Annotated in this window: 9 protein-coding genes; 1 reads left to right on the forward strand and 8 read right to left on the reverse strand. The window is 62.9% G+C overall.

All coding sequences use genetic code 11. The features are described 5' to 3' along the window. Positions 1-68: 68 nt before the first annotated feature. Both NKI08_RS11310 and NKI08_RS11315 read right to left on the reverse strand, forming a co-directional pair. Positions 69-2510, reverse strand: coding sequence for a GcvT family protein (locus NKI08_RS11310; RefSeq protein ID WP_352769159.1), 2442 nt, complete (start codon positions 2508-2510; stop codon positions 69-71). 83 nt (positions 2511-2593) lie between these two features. After that, complete coding sequence (locus NKI08_RS11315; RefSeq protein WP_352769162.1) at positions 2594-4132, reverse strand: trimethylamine methyltransferase family protein; 1539 nt, start codon at positions 4130-4132, stop codon at positions 2594-2596. Between the two features lie 217 nt (positions 4133-4349). Here NKI08_RS11315 and NKI08_RS11320 point away from each other — a divergent pair, with 217 nt between their 5' ends. After that, the gene (locus NKI08_RS11320; RefSeq protein WP_352453201.1) at positions 4350-4940 is read left to right on the forward strand and encodes a transglycosylase SLT domain-containing protein; all 591 of its coding nucleotides are present in this window, start codon (positions 4350-4352) and stop codon (positions 4938-4940) included. 14 nt (positions 4941-4954) lie between these two features. Here the strand turns inward: NKI08_RS11320 and NKI08_RS11325 are convergent, their stop codons facing one another. The 6 genes from NKI08_RS11325 to NKI08_RS11350 form a co-directional block, all read right to left on the reverse strand. Then, positions 4955-7363 carry a dipeptide ABC transporter ATP-binding protein gene (locus NKI08_RS11325; RefSeq protein WP_352769165.1) on the reverse strand — a complete coding sequence of 803 codons (2409 nt, stop codon included), beginning with the start codon at positions 7361-7363 and terminating at the stop codon, positions 4955-4957. Between the two features lie 63 nt (positions 7364-7426). Next, on the reverse strand, positions 7427-8584 hold the full coding sequence (locus NKI08_RS11330; RefSeq protein ID WP_352456230.1) for an ABC transporter permease: 1158 nt from the start codon (positions 8582-8584) through the stop codon (positions 7427-7429). Between the two features lie 11 nt (positions 8585-8595). Then, positions 8596-9630 (reverse strand): ABC transporter permease, encoded by a 1035-nt coding sequence (locus NKI08_RS11335; protein WP_352453204.1) that lies wholly within the window; start codon positions 9628-9630, stop codon positions 8596-8598. A gap of 220 nt (positions 9631-9850) precedes the next feature. Beyond that, positions 9851-11503 carry an ABC transporter substrate-binding protein gene (locus tag NKI08_RS11340; RefSeq protein ID WP_352769169.1) on the reverse strand — a complete coding sequence of 551 codons (1653 nt, stop codon included), beginning with the start codon at positions 11501-11503 and terminating at the stop codon, positions 9851-9853. 260 nt (positions 11504-11763) lie between these two features. Beyond that, the gene (locus NKI08_RS11345; protein ID WP_352769172.1) at positions 11764-17814 is read right to left on the reverse strand and encodes a translocation/assembly module TamB domain-containing protein; all 6051 of its coding nucleotides are present in this window, start codon (positions 17812-17814) and stop codon (positions 11764-11766) included. Then, positions 17814-19739 (reverse strand): autotransporter assembly complex protein TamA, encoded by a 1926-nt coding sequence (locus NKI08_RS11350; RefSeq protein ID WP_352769174.1) that lies wholly within the window; start codon positions 19737-19739, stop codon positions 17814-17816. The genes NKI08_RS11345 and NKI08_RS11350 overlap by 1 nt, the downstream gene beginning before the upstream one ends. Positions 19740-19886: the final 147 nt, after the last annotated feature.

Here is a 19886-nt window from a genome sequence, read left to right on the forward strand (position 1 = left end):
ATCGCGAAATCGTCCTCCCCCTTTCATCGTGCCACCGGCACGGCGACTTCGCCATGCCACTCGGTTCCTCAACCGCGCATCCGCTCGAAATTGGCGTCGAACAGCGGTGTCTGCTGCATACGTGCGGCGTAACGCTTGCCCAATAGCTCGATCTCGAAACCGTTGGCCTCATCGGCGATCTCTTTCGGCACGTAACCGATGGCGACGGACTTTTTTGAATGATGCGCGTAGCCACCCGACGTGACCCAGCCGCGCACGGCACCGCCATACCAGATTGGCTCGTCGCCGATGACGTCGGCATCGGCAGCATCGACGACAAAGGCCCGCAACCGCAGTCTGCCGCCTTGCTTGCGCTCTGCCAGTGCTGCCTGCTTGCCGATGAAATCGGCCTCTTTGCCATAGGCGACGAAGCGGTCGAGGCCGGCCTCCAGCGGCCCATAGATCGGCCGGTATTCGCGCGCCCATGAGCCGTAATTCTTCTCGAGCCGCAGCGCATTGAGCGCGCGCGAGCCGAACAGGCCGATGCCGAATTCCTCGCCCGCCGCCATCAGCGCCTGATAGGCGGCACGCTGATATTCCGGCGCCACCCAGATTTCGTAGCCGAGGTCGCCGGTGTAGCTGACGCGCCCGACCAGGCACGGTGCCATGCCGATATCCATCCTGCTGATGGCCATGAACGGAAAGGCCGTATTCGACACGTCAGATCGTGTGACCTTTTCAAGAAGGTTCCGCGCGCTCGGCCCGGCGATCGACAGGCCGGTGAGTTTTGCTCCCAGCGCCTCGACGTTAACAGAGCCGTCCTTCGGCAGATGCGCTTCGAACCAGCGCATGTGGTACTGCTCGGCGACACCGCTGCCGGCCAGGAACCAATCCTTGCTTGCAGAATTTGGACCGCCGAGATTGGCCAGCGTGAAATCGCCGATCAACCTGCCGTCTTCCTTCAGCATCGGCGCCAGCGTCATGCGGCCGGGCCTTGGCAATTTGCACGCGAGCATACTGTCGAGCCAGGTTGCTGCGCCCTCGCCGGTCACTCTGTATTTGGCGAATGACGAGATTTCCGACAGACCAACGCGTTGCCGAACCGTCTCCACTTCTTTCGCGACATGCTCGAAGTCGCTCGAGCGGCGCCAGGAGAATTCGTCCTTGACCCCTTCGGGCGCATACCATAGCGGCACTTCCAGCCCATAGGCGACGCCCCATTGCGCGCCCTCGGCCGACAACAGATCATAGACCGGCGTCGTCTTGAGCGGTCGCCCAGCCGGCAGTTCCTCGTTCGGGAAGCGGATCGAAAACCGCCGCGAATAATTCTCGCGCACCTTGGCGTTGGTATAGGCCATCGTGGCCCAGTCACCGTAGCGCGACACATCCATCGCCCAGATGTCGGCGCCGGGATCGCCCTCGATCATCCAGTTCGACAGCGCCAGGCCGACGCCGCCGCCCTGCGAGAACCCCGCCATGACACCACAGGCCACCCAGAACCCCGGCAGGCCGCGCACCGGCCCGACCAGCGGATTGCCGTCCGGCGCGAAGGTGAAGGGTCCGTTGATGATCTGCTTGATGCCGGTGTTCTGGAACGCCGGGAAATGCCGGAAGCCAACCTCCAGCGACGGTGCGATGCGGTCGATATCGGGCTCCAGCAGTTCGTGGCCGAAATTCCATAGCGTCTGGAATTCGGACCATGGCTTGTTGGCCTTTTCATAAGTGCCCATCAGCATGCCGCCGCGTTCCTGGCGCAGATAGAGCTCGCCGTCGAAGTCGACCGCATGGATGATCTCCGTGCCGGTCTTCTGGTTCCAGGCGGCGACCTCCGGCATGTCCTCGGTGATCAGGTACATGTGCTCCATCGCCAGCACCGGCAGCTCCAGCCCGACCATGCGGCCGACCTCACGCGCCCACAGGCCGCCGGCATTGACGACATGTTCGGCCACAACCTCGCCCTTGTTGGTGATGACGCGCCACAACCCGTCGGCGCGCCGCACAATGTCCTCGACCTTGGTGAAACGCTCGACCTCGGCACCAAGCTTCCTCGCCGCCTTGGCGTAGGCGTGGGTAACGCCGGACGGGTCGAGATGACCGTCCTCCTTGTTGCGCACGGCACCGACGAACTGCTTGGGATCGAGCAACGGCATCAGCTCGGCCGCCTCATCAGGCGATATCTCCTCGAGCTCGATGCCGAGATAGCGGCCCTTGGCGACGACGCCGCGCAGCCAGTCGAGCCGCGCCTCCGTCGCTGCCAGCAAGACGCCGCCAGTCAAATGCACGCCGGTCGCCTGGCCGGACAGTTCCTCTATCTCCTTGTAGAGCGAGATTGTGTATTTCTGCAGCTTGGCGACATTGGGATCGCCATTGATCGTGTGCATGCCGCCGGCGGCGTGCCAGGTCGAGCCGGAGGTTAATTCATCGCGCTCCAGAAGCACGATGTCTGTCCAGCCGTGCCGGGCCAGATGGAACAGCACGGAGCACCCGACAACGCCACCGCCGATAACAACGACCTTTGCATGCGATTTCATGGGATTCTCGTCGTTTCAAAGAGTTGGATGGGTTTCATGATTCTGGAGGAGAAGAGAATGAAGCCGAACAAGACGAGCGGCGCTTAAGGCTCGCCCGCCCCGATCGCTTCCTTGCGCTTGGCCACGCACGCCTCAAGCGCCTCGCGTCTGGAGATTTCCATCACCGGCTCGACATAGTCCTCCAGCGCCTTCTTCCACAGCCTCGTCGCTCGCGCCGTGGCGTCTAGCCCACCAGCTTCCTGCCAAGCCTCGAAATTCTGCCAGTTGGACAGCATCGGCTGGTAGAAGGCCGTGGCGTAGCGCTCCAGCGTGTGCGGCTCGCCGAAGAAGTGGCCGCCGGTCGGAACCGCACCCAGAGCCTCGACGGCAAGCTCGGCCTCGTTGACCTCGATCGGGCGCAAAAACTCCATCATGTGCTGGATCATCTCGACGTCGATGATGAACTTTTCGAACGACGCTGTCAGTCCGCCCTCTTGCCAGCCGGCGGCATGGTAGACGAGGTTGCCATGGCCGAGCACCGCGCCCCACAGCGCCATCAGCGTCTCATAGGCGCCTTGCGCGTCGGCGGCATTGGAAGCCGAGCCCGGCGTTGTGCGATAAGGCAGGTTGTAACGCCGCGCCAACTGTCCGGACGCGATATTCGCCTTGGTATTTTCAGGCGTGCCGAACGCCGGCGCTCCCGATTTCATATCGACATTGGAGGTGAAGGCGCCATACATCACCGGCGCGCCGGGGCGGACGAGCTGCGTCAGCACCACGCCGAACAGCGCCTCGGCATTCTGCTGGGCGAGCGCGCCGGCAAGCGTCACCGGGCTCATCGCTCCCATCAGCGTGAATGGCGTTACCGCCACCGACTGGCCGAACTCGGCCATCGTCATCAGCCCCTCGGCCATCATCTCGTCGAAGCGGCGCGGCGAATTGACCGAAATGATCGTGGTGACGCCGGGATCGTGGCGCATCTCATCAAGCGTCAGTCCGCGCGCGATTGCCATCATTTCGATGCCGTCGAGCGCCCTGCCGCGGCCGATGGCCGAGACGTGAAAGCTTTTGTCGGTCAGTGTCAGATTGGCGAAATAGGTGTCGAGATGACGGGAATTCGCCGGCAATTCTACCGGCGCGCAGACCTGGTTGCCTAGCATGTGGATGCAGTTGAAATGCTGCGCCAGCCGGACGAGATCGGAATAATCGCGCAAATTGCCGGCACGGCGGCCGCGCTCCATGTCGTGCACATTCGGCGGCCCGGCGACGAGCGTGAAGTTGATGGTATTGCCGCCGAGGTGGACGGCATGGGCGGGATTGCGCGGCGTCAGCGTATAACTGGACTGCGTCGTCTTCAGCGCTTCCTCGATCATGCCGCGATCGATGCGGACGTTCATCGTGGCATGATCGACCTTGGCTCCGGCCTTCTCGAACAGGGACAGCGCCCGCGGGCTCATCACCTCGATGCCGAAATTCTCCAGGATATGCATTGACGCCTGGTGGATCGCCTCGATCTGGTCGGCCGAGAGCATCGCCATCGGCGGATAAGGATTTGTCACCCGCCTGAGCGGCAGTTGCGGGATGGCGGTCGGTCCCCTGTTGCTGGTTCGCTCGGCGCCGCGCTTGCGTCTTGGTTCGCTCATGCCGCGCATCAAAGCGCCGGCACGAGGATCGAGCTGTCAAGAATCCGCCACCTGCGGGCGTGATTTTAGCCAAGGCGCCATTGCGGGAATTTCACATCGGTAAAAGCGACAACAAACGTCGGAATGTTTATACCTGCTCAGTGTCGGCCAAGCGGCCGATGAGCCGTTAAGGAAGACAGCAAGATTCCTTTTATGTTTTCGGCCTAATGCTCTTCCGATGCGTAGGTCGAGTTTTAGTAAAATTATAGCGATTGCCGCGCCGCTGGCGCTTTCGGCCTGCGCGACGCCACCGAACCATATCAACGATGTGTGCGCCGTTTTCGACCAGAATGACGGCTGGTTCGACAATTGGCAGGCGGCGGCACAACGAACCGAGCAGAAATACGGTGTGCCGGTTCCCGTGCTGATGGCGACGGTGCGCAAGGAATCCGGCTTCAAGAGCAACGCAAGGCCGCCGCGCACCAAGCTGCTGGGCTTCATTCCCTGGAAACATATCTCCAGCGCCACCGGCTTCTCGCAGGCGCTCGACGGCACCTGGGCGCAATACCAGAACGAGACCGGAAGCTGGGCGGCGCGCCGCACCAGGTTTGCCGATGCCGTCGATTTCGTCGGCTGGTATCATTCCAAGACCGCCGACACGCTCGGCGTCGCCCGCAACGACACCTACAATCTGTATCTCGCCTACTATCTCGGCTGGAATGCCTACAAGCGCGGCAGTCGCGGCGACGCCGACGTGCAGCGCTATGCGCATGCCACCGAACAGATGGCGCAGGACTACGCCGCGCAGCTACGGCAATGCGCGCCCTAGCCTATTAACGGCTCTCAGCCGCCCTTGGGTTTGCGCGGCTTGCGCGTGGCGTCCTCGGCCTGTCGGCCGTCGCCGACAGTCGGCGGCATGATTGGTGCCACCGCGCTGTCGGCAGAGCTTGAGGTGCCGGTCTCTGAAACCTCGTCGCGAACCTCGTGACGGCGGGCTTTGGCGACCGCTTCGGCATTCTCCACTGCCTGGCCCTCGGCATCGGCTTCAACGCTGCCAGTCTTTCCATGCGGGCGCTTGGGCGGATCTCCGGCAAAGCCCGGGCCAACACCGTGGTTTGCATCATCCGGCACGCCCTCATTTGCGGCGTGCTCCTTGTCGAATTTGATCACCGGCTCCATTTTCGCCAGCACGTCGTCGGACAGCCAGCACAGGCTCATATGGCCGTCGCCGAGATTTTTGACTGGCGGCACCATGGTTTCGCAAAGGTTGTCCGGCACCAGTTTCTTGTAGCCGCAGCGCGTCTGGAACGGACAGCCGGACGGCGGGTTCATCGCCGAAGGGATGTCGCCCTCCAGCACGATGTGCTTCTTGACCACGCTTGTGTCGGCGATCGGGATCGCCGACAGCAATGCCTCGGTATAGGGGTGATAGGGCGGCGCGAATATCTGGTCGGTCGTGCCTTGCTCAACGATATAGCCGAGATACATGACGACGACGCGGTCGGCGATGTAGCGCACCACCGACAGATCGTGGCTGATGAACAGCATCGTCGTCTTGTTCTTGCGCTGGATGTCCATCAAGAGCTCGGTCACCGCGGCCTGGACCGACACATCCAGTGCCGAGACCGGCTCGTCGGCCACCACCACCTTGGCGTCGCCGGCAAAGGCACGGGCAACGCCGATGCGCTGTTTCTGGCCGCCTGAAAGCTGGCGCGGCTTGCGCGACTCGAACGCCCTCGGCAGCTTCACCAGGTCGAGCAATTCCAGCATTCGCTTGCGGCGGTCGGCCACCGTGTCGCCGACGTTGAACTTTTCCAGCGTACGGATGATCTGCGAACCGACCGAATGGCTGGGATTGAGCGTGTCGAACGGATTTTGGAACACCATCTGGATCGACGACACCGTGTCGACGCTGCGCTTCTCGATCCCGGTCGACTGGATCTCCTTATTGCCGAGCTTGACGCGGCCGGAGCTTGCCGTTTCGAGGCCGAGCAGCACCTTGGCCAGGGTCGATTTTCCGCAGCCGGATTCGCCGACGATCGCGACGGTCTCGGATTCGCGCGCCATGAACGAGATCGTCTCGTTGGCCTTGACGACACGGCCCTCGCTCGAGCCGAACACTTCGCTGCCGCCGACCTTGTAGTACTTCCGGAGGTCTTCGATCTGGAGCACCGGCGCACCGGGCACCACCCGCTCGTTGACCTTCTTGGCGCCGGGTGGCAGCGCCTCCCAGTCGATCTCGTTGAAGCGCACACAGCGCGAGAAATGCCCGTCATGGCCTTCGACCGCGATCATCGGAATTTCGGCGGCGTTGCAGACGCCCTCGACGAAATGGTGGCAGCGCGGGCCGAAATTGCAGCCCTTCGGCCGCTCGTGCGGTAGCGGCAACTGCCCCGGGATGGATATCAGCGGCCGCGAATTCTTGTCGGCGCCCGGCAACGGGATCGAGCGGAACAGGCCTTGCGTGTAAGGATGGCGCATCCGGTCGAAGACGTCCTTGATCTTGCCGGTCTCCACCGCTTCGCCCGAATACATCACCGTGATGCGGTCGCAGGTCTCCAGGATCAGGCCGAGGTTGTGCGACACGAAGATCATCGAGGTGCCGAACTTCTCGCCCAGCCCCTTGACCAGGTCGACGATGCCGGCCTCCACCGTCACGTCGAGCGCTGTCGTCGGCTCGTCGAGCAGAAGCAGCGCCGGCTTCGACAGCAGCGCCATGGCAATGACGATGCGCTGCTGCTGACCGCCGGAAAGCTGGTGCGGGTAGGAACGCATCATGCGCTCGGGATCCGGCAGCTTCACCGCGCGCACCATTTCCAAGGCGCGTTTGTAAGCTTCGTCCTTCGACACCTTGTCGTGGATCAGTGGCACTTCCATCAGCTGCTGGCCGACCTTCATCGCCGGGTTAAGACTGGCCATCGGCTCCTGGTAGATCATCGCGATCTTGTTGCCGCGGATAGCTCGCAGTTCCTCGTCGGACAGTTCTCCCATGTCCTTGCCCTGGAATTTGATCTTTCCGCCGACGATCTTTCCGATGTTGGAGAGGTCGCGCATGATGCCCAGCGACACGGTCGACTTGCCGCAGCCGGATTCGCCGACAATACCCATCGCCTCGCCAGGCATGACCGTGCAGGAAAAATCCATGACCGCCGGGATTTCGCCCTTGCGGGTGAAGAAGGAGATCGACAGGTTCTCGATCTCGATGATCGGCCCATTGGTCGGCTTGGCGGGATTTCGAACTGCCTCGTTCATGGGTCGCTCCAATCCTTGTTCTTCAGGCATGTCGGGCCGAACCCGGCATCGATCTTCCCGGCATCAATCTTTCATAGACTGTTCGCGCAACGAATCCGCCAGGAGGTTGAGGCCGAGCACGAACGACATCAATGCGATCGTCGGCGGCAGCGCCGGGTGGATGAAGGAGCGCAGCAGCCGGCTGGCATCCTTGATCGCCGTGCCCCAGTCCGGGCTTTCCGGCGCCAGTCCCAGCCCGAAATAGCCGAGCGTGCCGAGCAGGATCGTGGTGTAGCCGATGCGCAGGCAGGCGTCGACGATCAGCGGCCCGCGCGCATTGGGCAATATCTCCCACAGCATGATGTACCAGGGCGATTCACCGCGCGTTTGTGCCGCCGCAACATAGTCGCGCGTTTTGATGTCCATGACCAGGCCGCGCACGATGCGGAACACGCCGGGGCTGGAGGCGAACACCACCGCCACGAAGATGTTGAGCTGGTTGGGATCGATGTGGATGATCTTGAACGGATCGGCATCGAAGACAAGGCCCGCATAGATCCAGCCGCCAAGTACCAATGTCAGGCCAAGCAGGATATAGAGGCGGTCGGGGCGGTTCTTGTAGCGCGTCCAGAACAGCACACTGAAGAAGATGATCGGAAACAGGAAGAACAGCCCTGCCATCGCGTAGGGGATCGGCGTGTCCATGATGCCCGGCGTCACCAGCAGGTAGAACAGGAGGATCACCGGGAAGGCCAGCACAAGGTTGGCGAGGAAGGACAGCACCGTATCGATCTTGCCGCCATAATAGCCGGCCGGCAGGCCGAGCGTAATGCCGACCATCAGCGCAAAACCGGTCGCCGCCGGCGCGATGATCAGCACGATCTGGCTGCCATAGACCATGCGGGAGAACACGTCGCGGGCGAGCTTGTCGCCCCCGAAATAGTATACAAGTTTCGACCCCGGCTCGATTGCGCCCGGCAGCGCGTCCTTCATGATCGGCACTTGGGCGAGCGGATCGAAGGGCGAGATGGTCGACGCGAAGATCGCCGTAAACAGCCAGAACAGGCAGATGCCGACGCCGACGATGCCGACGCCGCTGTCGAAAAGCTGGCCGTAAAGGCCTAGCTTCTTCTTGTAGCCGAAGCTCGCCCCCATCACCAGGGCGAGAGCGATCCAGACCGGCCAGAAGCGGGTAAGCACGCCGAGTACGACGTTGAAGGCGCTGAGATATTCGACCTGCATCCGCCGGTCTCCTATTGAACTCTGATGCGCGGATTGAGGAACGCGTAGCCGACATCGGAGATGAGCTGTGTGATCAGGACGATAAACACCGAGACCAGCGAGCAGCCGAGCAGAAGATCGATGTCGTTGTTGCCGGCGGCCTCGACCAGGGTGTAGCCGAACCCCTGGTAGCGGAACATCACCTCGACGATGACGACGCCGGTGAGCAGCCAGGGGAACTGAAGCATGATGACCGTGAATGGCGCGATCAGCGCGTTGCGCAGAGCGTGCTTTATCACCACGCTGCCGAAGGAGAGGCCCTTCAGCCGGGCGGTTCGGATATATTGCTGTGTCATCACCTCCACCATCGAGGCGCGGGTCATGCGAGCGATGTAGCCGATGCCGTATATCGCCAGCGTCATCACCGGTAAGGTGAAATTATAGAAGGTGATGCCCTGGCTGGCCGAGGCCGCCGAACCGTTCAGCACGCCGAGCCAGGAGGCAAAGATCACGGTGAAGATGACGCCCGAAACATATTCGGGCGTCGCCGTCGAGGCGATCGAAGCCACCGACAATGTGCGGTCGGTGCGTGAACCCTCGCGCATGCCGGCGAGAATACCGATCAAAAGCGAGATCGGCACCATTACGGCCAGCACGCAGAGCATCAGGATGCCGGTGGCGCTGAGCGCCGGAAAGAGTTTCGAAGCGACCGTCGTCTTGAACTTGGTCGAGCAACCGAAATCGCCTTGCAGGATGCCGGAGAATGTCGGCACGACCGGATCGTTGCAGAAGGAGAAACGCTGTGCGGGCTTGCCGGTCGCCGGGTCGGTCACCGGCTGCTTGGGCATGATGCCCAGCCATTGGCCGTAGCGGATAAAGAAATTCTGCCGATAGCCATGGTTGACCAGCCAAGCCTCAAGCTGCTCGGCGGATGTGTGCATTTCGGTCTGGCTGATCGCGAGCTTCTTCAGATTAGGCCCGAGATTGACCAGGAAGAAGACGATCATCGTCAGGCACAGCATCGTCACTGCCATGGTGCCGAGACGCCTGATAACGAAAGAAAGCATGGCGGTCCCCTGCCGGTCGGGTTGGGGGGTGGAACCGGTTTGCAAGCCGTGCGCTGCCGCCAGCGGCAGAACAAGCCTTCAGACCAGTCCCAGATGCAATACCCTTTTTATTGCAGACCCAGGCCGAAGAGTCCGCAACTTTTTGCTGCGCCGACTTCCGGTCCAGGACCATGCAAAGAGCGAGGGAAAGGGGCGAGACGCCCCTTTCCGGATCGTCCGGTCAGGCCTGGTCGAGCCAGACCTTGCCGTAGTCGCGCTCGAAGGTCGGGTGCATCTTATAGTTCTGCACCGCCTTGACCGAATGGCTGTAGAGCTTGCGCCAATAAGGCTGGATGATAATGCCGGAATCCTGCAGGATCTGCTCGATATCCTTCATCATTTCCTTGCGCTTGGCGGCGTCGGCAACTGCCAGCGCAGCGTTGAGCTTGGCATCCCACTCCGGATTCGACCAGGCCGTCTCGTTCCAGGCCTCACCTGTGCGATAGCCGATCGCCAGAACCTGGACGCCGAGCGGCCGCATGTTCCAGTTGGTCATCGACAGCGGATACTTCGTCCAGTCGTTCCAGAAGGTCGAACCCGGCAGCACCGTACGCTTGACCTTGATGCCGGCGTCGCGCATCTGCGCGGCGATCGCATCGCCTGTGTTCTTGTGCCAGTCTTCGTCGACCGTGATCAGTTCGTGCTCGAAATCGGCCTGGCCGGCTTCGGCCATCAGCGCCTTTGCCTTGGCCGGGTCGCGAGCAATCTTCGGCAATTCATAGTATTCCGGATGGATCGGGGCGACATGGTGGTTTTCGGCAACCGTGCCGGCATTGCCGTAGCCGAGCTGGAGGACGACATTGTTGTCGACCGCGAGCTGCAGGGCGTTGCGAACCTTCTGGTCGCCGTAAGGCTTGTTGGTGACGTTGGTGCGGCAGACGATCGTCGACGCGGTGACGACCTCCGACTTCGCCAAGTCCATGCCGTCGAGAATGGACACATAGTCGGCCGAGGTTTCGAAGTTGGTGTGCACTTCGCCTGCCTCGAAGGCGCTGACCATGGCCGCCGGATCGGTGCCGTAGTCGATGAACTCGATGCCGTCGAGGAAGACCTCGCCGTCCCACCACTTGTTATCTTCACGACGCTTGTAGACCACCTTCTGGCCGACATCGTAGGAGACCAGCTCGAACGGCCCAGTGCCGATCGGGCAGGACTTGAAGTCGCCGCCTTTTTCGTCGAACGTCTTGTGGACGATGAGGCCGGGATAGTCGCACACGTTGGGAATGAGGGCGATATCCGGCTTGCTGAGCGTCAGCTTGATCGTGTGGTCATCGACCTTGGTCACCGCGCTCTCATCCAGCTTGTCGTCCTTGACCAGCGAACCGAGGCGACCTGGCATGGAATTGCCTTCGGCCTTCTTGTCGGCCCAACGCTTGAGGTTGAAGATGACGTCGTCTGCGGTGAACGGATCGCCGTTGTTCCAGGTGACGCCTTTGCGCACATGCAGCGTGTATTCGGTGGCGTCGTCATTCACGTCCCAGCTCTCCAGCAGATAGGGGCGGAACGTGTATTCGGTGGTGTATTTGACCAGCGGCTCGAGCGCCTGGCGCTCGGCATTGGCGATTTCCGACCAGTCGGACTTGCGCGGATCCTTCGGATCCTTGATCCATTGCGCGACCTTCAGTATGCCGCCTTTCTTGCCCTTCACCTCTTCCGCCTTGGCCGGCGTCGGGTCTGCAAGGCCAAGCATGCCATAGGCCATCGCCGTCGACGCGCCGAAGACGCTGGCGAGAGCCAGAAATTCGCGACGATCCATCTTGCCTGCCTTGGCGTCTTCGGCCATGGCCAGGACGTGATCGGGAACGCGGTCGCCGTTACTCTTGTAGATCGTCATGACTTACTCCCATTGTTGGCTTTCTGCCTTTTAACATTCCGCATCCTCGCCATGATGTCAAAGACGGCAGGGATTGGGAACATGCCAAGGAATGTGCAACTTTGAAAGCAGGGCGGTTCGCGCGATAACGACAGTCTTGGCGCAAATTTGCTACTGCGCCAGGGATTTCGTCCGAAATCCCCACAGGCAATTAAACTGGGACATTCGCCGCTGCGCCACTCGTTCTCAGGCAACCAGTTGTTCTGCGCGAACGGCCGGTTTCAATATTCCCGTTCGTAGAAAACACCGCCTTTGGCTTCGCCGGCGTCGGTTGCCTCGCCACGCAGCTTGACGCCGCGCCCAACGTCGAGATCGACGGTTGCCTTGCCCGAGCCCGGCCTGTCGCCCTTCTGGATCGTCACATAGGTACGGTCGTTGAGATACTTGCCCGCCGAGACGGCGGTGCCACCCTGTTCATCGGTGATTACGTCGAGATCGTCGACGCCGATTGCGCTGCGCAGGTTCTGCAGCAGGGAGGTCGAGCCGCCGACGCCGGCCAATTGTCCGGCAGCTTCGGCAAGCTGCGCGATCTGCAGCGGCGACAGGTTCGACATCGAACGGCCGAAGATCAGCTGCGCCAGCACCTCATCCTCCGGCAACGCGGGTACCGAGGAGAAGGTGAATTTCGGGTTGTTCGCCTCGCCCGACACCACGATGGTCACGGTGGCGCTGGTCGTCTTCGATTGCGCCGTGAGATTGAGGTAGGGCACCAGAGAGCCGGAAAAGCCGACGGTGCCTTCCGTGAAAGTCAGCCGCTTGGCAAGGATCGTCAACCGTCCGCGCCGCAAGGTGAAGGTGCCGACCGCCTGGGGTGACGATGCCGGACCGGTCAGCCGCAGCGAACCGCCGAGCTCGGCGTCGACGCCCCTGCCCTGGATGAAGATCTGGCTCGGTGCATTGACCGTGACGTCGAGGTTGAGGCCGCTGCCGCCAGCATCGCTGCTTGCGGCGGCCGGACGCAACGCCTTGTCCTGCGCACGCACGGCTGCCGGCGCATTCTTGTGCTTGACGTTGAGCTCAGCCAGCGAACCGGGCAGCTTTTCGGGTACGGTGATGACCGTCTTGGCCAGGTTGACGGTACCGGAAATCACCGGCGCGGAGGTGAGCGGTCCCTTGACGGTCAGGTCGCCGCCAAGATTGGCGGTGACCACCTTGCCGTCGGTATAGCGGCCGTTGACGAGCTTGATCGACAGATCGGCCGGAAAACCCTTGGCCGGATCGAGGCCGACGGTGCCGCTGGCCGAAAGGCTGCCGCGCGTCGATAGCGTGCCGGTCAGGCGATTGATCCTGGCCACGCTGTTGCCGATGGCGACATCGGCGGTGATGTCGTTGATCGCAAGCCCCGAGCGCGCGTCGAGCAGGCGGGCGCCTGACGTGCGGACCGTGCCTGAGATCACCGGCGACGTCGCCGGGCCGCGCACCTGCAAATCGACATCGGCCGTGCCGCTCAAGGACAGGCCTTGCGCGGCGAGTGTCCTGGTGAGGAAGGCGAACGGCACCTTGCCGGAAAACTTGAGATCAAGGGTGGGCGCGCCTGATGTCGTCATCGTGCCGCCGCCCTTGAGGCCGAGCCCGGCGGCATCGCTCATGTTGGCGTCGAAGGTCAGTCTGTTGCCCGAATACGTACCGGAGGATGAAACGCCCATGCCGCCGAAACCTGCACCGCGGGTCTGCGACGTCTGAACGCCTGCGGCGTCGATCTTGAAGGCAACGGCCGGATTGGCCGGCGCGCCCGTCACCTTCACCGTGCCCGAAATGGAGCCGGCGGCATCGAGGCCCGGCGAAAAACTGTTGGCTATCGAGATCGGTACGCGCGCCAGCGCCGCGTTGAGGTCGAGCGCCTGCCCAGCCTTGCCGGTGACCGTCGCCGTTCCGCCGCCGAGGTTGAGCACCAGCCTGTCGAGGCTGGTCACTCCATTGGCGATGTTGATGGTCGAGGCCTGGGCGATAGCCGCTTTGATGCCGCGAATGGTCGCCTCGCCGGAGGCAAGTTCGACCGTCGTCGTGCCCTTGACCGCCCTGACCCGGCCGGCGGCCTTCAGCGGAATATCCTCGACGGTGGCGCCACCTGAAAAGCCGGTCCATTCGCCGTCGCGCTTGAGATCGACGTTGACGCCCCCAATAGCCGTGCCGCCGGAAGTTACGCTGTCGGCACGGATTTTGCCCGAGATCACCGGTGCCGCCAGATAGTTGGCGATCAGCGCATCGATGCTCACGGCCTTGGCCGAGACATCGCCGCGCGAGATCGAGGCCGTCGTCGCCTTGACGGCGACTTGCGGCACGGTACCCGCCTTGGAGAAGGCAATCGTGCCGCGCACATCGCCATCGGCCTTTTCCAGTGCCAGGGCCGCAAGCGGACCGATATCGGGCAGGTCGAGCGCTACCGTGCCTGCCGGGACGAAGGCATCGTCGAGCGCCAGGTCGCCGGAGATACGGTTCTTGCCGAGCGACAGCAAAAGTCCATTGATGGCGCGTTTGCCGTCCGATGTCGCCAGCACGGCGCTGCCCTGCAGCGGTTGGCCGCCGACATTTCCGGTGAGTTGCACATTCGCAGCCGGGTTGGCGGCATCAGCCTTGCCGGTGGCAGTGAGCTTCAGACCGGTGATCTCGCGCGCCGCGACCGAAAGCTTGTCGCTGTTGACAGTCAGCGACAGATCCGGCGCGATGCTGGCGCCTTGCGCATTCAGCGCGAAAGAGATGGCGCCTCCGGCATCCTTGGATAGCAGCGAGACGTCGCCTAGTGCGCCTTTGACGTCGGCGCTCAGCTTGTTATCGGCAAGGCTCGCCTGCCCGTCTGCGGTCAGCGCGCCTGATGACAGCCTGATCGCGTTGGCGGTGACATTGCCGTTGGCATCCCGCTTCAGCGCGGCACTGAATTGCGTTCGCTCGGCGAGCACGCCACGTACCGCCCCCGGCAGCGCCGCCGAGGCGGCGTCCGCCTTGACATTGAGGTCGACGGCGCCGTCGGCCAGCGAGACCCGCCCTTTGAAGCCGCTGTTCAACGCGTCGCTGGTCACCGTGCCGCTATCGATGACGATGGCATCGGCGGCAAGGCTGCCGGCGAGTTTGGCGGTGACCTTGCCGGCGATCAGCGGCGCGATAGTCGGATTGTCGATGCCGATTTTTGCGGCAGTCACGGTGCCGGAGATCGGCCCGCTCCGGGCTTTCACGTCAAAGCGATCGGAGTGCAGCGCAAGCGTGATGCCCTCGATCATAGCTAGATTGGTGGCGGCCGATGGCAGCGTCGCGGAAATGTCGAGCTTCGGCTGGGCGCCCTGCCCGGCCGCCGTTAGCGATATCGCCTGTAGCTCGAGCTTGATCGGGCTCTCCTTGCTGCCAAGCGACAACGGCAGGCTCGGACCGGTAGAGGCCAGGTGGAGCGAAAAATCGCTGGCACCGTTCGGATTGATGGTGCCGGCTGCCTTGCCGGAGATCTTCTCGCCGGCAAGCGTCGCCTGCTCGATGGCCAGGCCGCTGGCCGACGAGAAACGGCCTGCTGCGTCGAGATCCAGCGGCCCGAGCCCAGCCTGCCGGGTCTGGCTGGTTTCGGCGCCGTTGAGCCGGGCGGTGAAGCGAATATCTGGGGCAGTCGACGATCCGGTGACCTGCGCGGTGCCGCTAAGCGCGCCCACGGCATCGAGACCCGGTGAAAAATCATTGGCAAGCGCTGCCGGCACCGCCGACAAGGTGGCAGCGAGATCAAGCGTCTGGCCGGCCGTACCCGACACGGCAACCGAACCACCGCCGACACCGAGCGCCAATTTCTCTATGCTCACCCTGCCATTGGCGATTGTCAGCGCTGATGGCTGCGCGACAGCTGCCTTGATGCCGCGGATGGTCGCCTCGCCCGAGGCAAGCTCGATGCTGGTGGTGCCGTTCGCAACCCTGACCCGCCCGGACGCGCTGGCCGGAATGCCGGCGACCGTGGCGCCGCCGCTAAAGCCGGTCCAGTCGCCATCGCGCTTCAGGTCGACATCGATGCCGCTGATCACCGTGGGTCCGGAGGTGATCGTGTCGGCCTTGATCTTGCCGGCGATTGCCGGTGCTTTGAGATAATTGGCGACCAGCGCGTTGACGGCGATTGTCTTCGCCGCCAGTTCGCCGCGCGAAATCACGGTGCTCGTCGCATCGATCGCGACCGTCGGCGCTCCGTTGTCGTTCGCAAAGCGGATGGTGCCACGCACGTCGCCGGCTACCGACTGGCCTGCGAGTGCGGCCAGCGGAGCAATATCGGCGGCATCGAGGGTCAACGTGCCGAGCGGCAGCAGGTTGCCGTCGAGCCCGAGGTCGCCGGAGACCTTGTTGTCGGCTAACGAGACGGCAAGTCCATTGATGGAGCGCTTGCCGTCGGTTGTGACCAGCGATGCCTCGAGGTCGAGCGGCTGGTCGTCGACCGAGCCGGTCAGCGAGACATCGGCGGCGGGACTGGCGATATCGGCCTTGCCGCTCGCGCTCAGCTTGATCTGCTTCACCGCATGGCCGGACGCCGTCAGGCTGTCGCTGTTGGCCGAAACCGAGAAATCCGGTGCGCTGCGCGCGCCGCTTGCGGTAAGCCCGAAACCGACGGCGCCGCCGACCTTGGCGCCGACCAGCGGCGACAGCACCGACACGTCGCCCAGCGTACCCTTGATATCGGCCCGGATATCGGTGCCTTGCGCACTTGCGGTGCCGCTGGCGCTAAGCGTGCCGGAGGTGAGTTGCAATGCGTTGGCGGCGAACGCACCGTCCGGGTCGCGTGTCGCGGTTGCGGAAAACTGCACGCGCTCGCCGAGAACCGAGCTGATTTGCGGCGGCAGCGCCGTCGAAGCCGCGTCGGCATTCATCTTGAGCGTCATCGACAGATCGGCAAGCGCCACTGTGGCTGTTACGGACGCATTGAGCGCGTCGCTGCGTAGCGTCCCTTCGTCGACGACAATCTGTTCCTTGCTGACGGAGCCGGCGAGACCGGCGCTGACCCTGCCCGTTATCAGCGGCGCCAAAGTCGCGACGTCGGTGTTCAGGCCGGCCGCCGTCAGCTTGATGGTGACCGGCCCGCTACGGCTCTGGATGTCGAAACCATCGGAATGCACTTGCCCGATCAGGTCGTCCACCCGCGTGCCGCCCGCCACCACCGAGACCAGCGACGCGCCGATATCCATCATCGGCGCCTTGCCATCGCCGAAAGCGCGGGCCGTGGCATCCTTGATTGCCACGGTGATCGGTTGCGCCTCGCTGCCGAGGCTGAGCACGATCGGCGGCCCCTTTGCGGCGAGCTTCACCGAAAGGTCGCTGGCGCCGTTCGGATCGACAATGCCGGCGGCGGTCGCGTGCAAGGCGCCGCTGTCGATATTGGCGCGCTCGACATCGACGCCGCCGGCCGCGGTCGCCGTGCCGGCGAGGTCGAAGGTGGTCTTGCCGGCAAACAGCGGTTTCAGGGTTTCGGGCAGGAAGCGCTCGAATTCGCCATCGCCGTTGGCCTCGACATAATGACCCTTGTCGGTGAGCTGATGGCGACCGGTAAGCTGGGTGACGATCCGGCCGTCGACAACGAAGGTCCCGATGCCATTCCAGTTGGCGAGCGGTCCGGTGCCGGAAACGACAATGTTGACCGGCGGCGCGCCCGGCAGGTTGAGCAGGTTGGCGATGATGCCGCCGGCCGGCTCGGATGCCTTAAGGTCGAGGTCGAGCTTGTTGTCGGCCGGCGCGAAATGGGCTTTGGCGTCGACCGTGCCTTGCTTACCGTCGTGGCGAACGATGTTGAGGTTGGTCTCGATCGCCAATGGTGAGGCGTTCGCCTTGAGCGCTCCCTTGGCTGCAAGTTCGGCGACACCGCTGCCGGCCAGAGCCCGCCCGAGCGCGATTTCGGGAAGGTCGAGTTGCCTGACGTCGATGGAAACCGGCAGCGTCGTCGCTCCGCTTTGGCTCGACTGTGTATTGGCCACCGGCAGCCTTGCCAACTCGATACGCTCGGCCCCAATGCGATCGGCGCTGAAGCTCTTCGACAGGAGTGCCAGCGGCGACCAATCGACGGCCACGTTGCGCGCCACCATCCAGGCGCCTTCGCGATCCTCCAGAACGACATGATCGACCCTCAGCGCGCCCGACCAGATACCGTCGATGCCGACGACAGTGACCTTGCGATCACCGGTCGAGGCCATGGTCGAGATGATGCCGGCAAGGTTTTCGCGGCCGCGCTCGGTTTTGGTCAGCACGACGAGCGCCCCCACCGCCGCTGCCACGACGATGAGCAGCGTGTAAAAAAGGATACGGAGGATGCGCCTGAATATTGCCATCAGAATGCCTGGCCGATGCCGGCATAAATGCCGAAATGAGGATCGTCGGGGCCGCGGTTGAGCGGCACCGCCGCGTCGACGCGCAGCGGCCCGAACGCCGTCAGATAGCGCAAGCCTACACCCGCGCCGACCTTCATGTCCGAAAAATCGGGGACCTGCCTGGTCGACACCGTGCCGGCATCGACGAACGGCACGACGCCGATCTTGTCGGTGACGGCGATGCGCATCTCGACCGAGGTCTCAAAGAAGGAAAGCCCGCCGATCGGTTCTCCATTGCTGTCCTTCGGGCCGATGCCTTGATAGGCATAGCCGCGCACCGAACCGCCGCCGCCTGAGTAGAAGCGTCGATCTGCCGGAACATCTTGAAGACTGGCGCCGATGATAGAGCCGATGGCGACACGTTCGGCGAAAACGAATTTCGAGGCCGAATCGAGTGACTGGTAGGCCGACCCCTCGCCCTTCAGCTTGACAAACGCAGCCCCGCTCAAAATGTCGTAGCTCGGCTCGCCATAGGCCAGCACCCTGAAGCCCCGGGTCGGATTGAGCTTGCTGTCGCGATTGTCGTAGACATATTGCAGTGGAATGCTGGCGATCAGATAGGTGTGCTTGCCGAAAGCGTCGTGGATCCTCGAATAATCCAGCGCGACCTGCGCGGAAACCGTCTGCTTCTTGTCGAGTTCGTAGGACAGGCCGGTGCTGCCCTTGACCGAGAAATGGTCGTAGGCGTCGGGGTGTTCCAGCACGGTATTGACGCTGGCAATGAATTTCGACGCCGGCCCGACCACGCCCGGCTTTTCGAACATGACGCCGGCATTGTAATTGAGCTGGGTCAAGTCGTTGCTGCCGATGCCGCTGATCTTGCCGTCGATGCGCAGCTTTTCGGCGCGGCCAAACAGATTGCGATGCCCCCAATAGCCTTCGAGGCCCAGCCCTTCGGTGTTTGAGAAGCTGCCGCCAATGCCGAAATAGCGCGGCTTGCGTTCGCTTACCTGGACACCGATCGGGATGTTGCCCTCGGCGTCGAGTGCGTCGGCTTCCTTCACCGTCACGCTGTTGAAGACATCGAGCCCGAGCAGCCGGTCGCGCGCATCGTCGATCTCATCGGGCGAATATTGGCGGCCGCGCTTCAGGCCGGTCATATATTCGGTGAAGTCGCGGTCGACCTTTTCCGTGCCCTCGACAGTGGTGTCGCCATAGCCGGCGACCGGGCCGGCCGCGACGGCAAGCGTCACATCGAGCGTCGAACCGGCGTGCTCGGCGACGATCTCGCGGCCCGTCACCTTGGCCAGCGGCCTGCCTTCTTGCTTGAGTGCCCGCACGATCGCCGCCTCGGCCTTGAGCACGGCGCCCGAACTGGCGTCACCGCCGGCGATCAGGCCGAAATCGGCACTTGCCAGCCCCGCCGCATCGCCTTCCAGTCTGATGTTGCCAAGCGTGAATTTCGGCCCGGCTGCTATGCGTATCACTACCGGTATCGGCTGCGGACCCGAAAACTCGGCATCGGGCGGCAGATCGTCGAGCGGCTTGCCCTGAATAGTGATGGTGACGACACCCTCGTAGCGGGCGTCAGTGTAGAGTGCGGCAACAAGTTGCTCACGGTCACTGCGCGCCTTGGCCAGCAGGCCGAGAGAACCGGATACCGGATGTTCCTCGTCGGCCTTCAGCGCCGAGGCGTTTTCGAGCTTCTCGGCGAGATCCTTGTCGGCGTCCGGCGCCTCGATCGTCACCCCATAGCGCAGCGGGTCGACGATATCGGCATCTTCGTCTTTGGATCCCCACAGCTTGATGCCGAAAATCTCGAAGGCTGCCGCACTTCCGGTTTCGGCAACAAGTGCCGTAGAGCACAACAATGCGAAAAGCAGGGCGCACGAAAGCGCGCGCCGTGGCGCGGTTCCTCCCGACATCTGCCTTTCATACGCCGGCATTACGCTCCTAGCCTAGCTCGCAAACCTAAAATTGGAATGAAGTTCTGAAGCACTCGTAAAGGGGCCACAATCCAATTGCTGAAATAGACAGGGCTTGGAACTCACACCTTCTGCGTCGCCGCAAGAAAGCGTGATCCCCTGTCCTAT

The organism is Mesorhizobium sp. M0768 (assembly GCF_040320195.1).
Classification (GTDB): domain Bacteria; phylum Pseudomonadota; class Alphaproteobacteria; order Rhizobiales; family Rhizobiaceae; genus Mesorhizobium.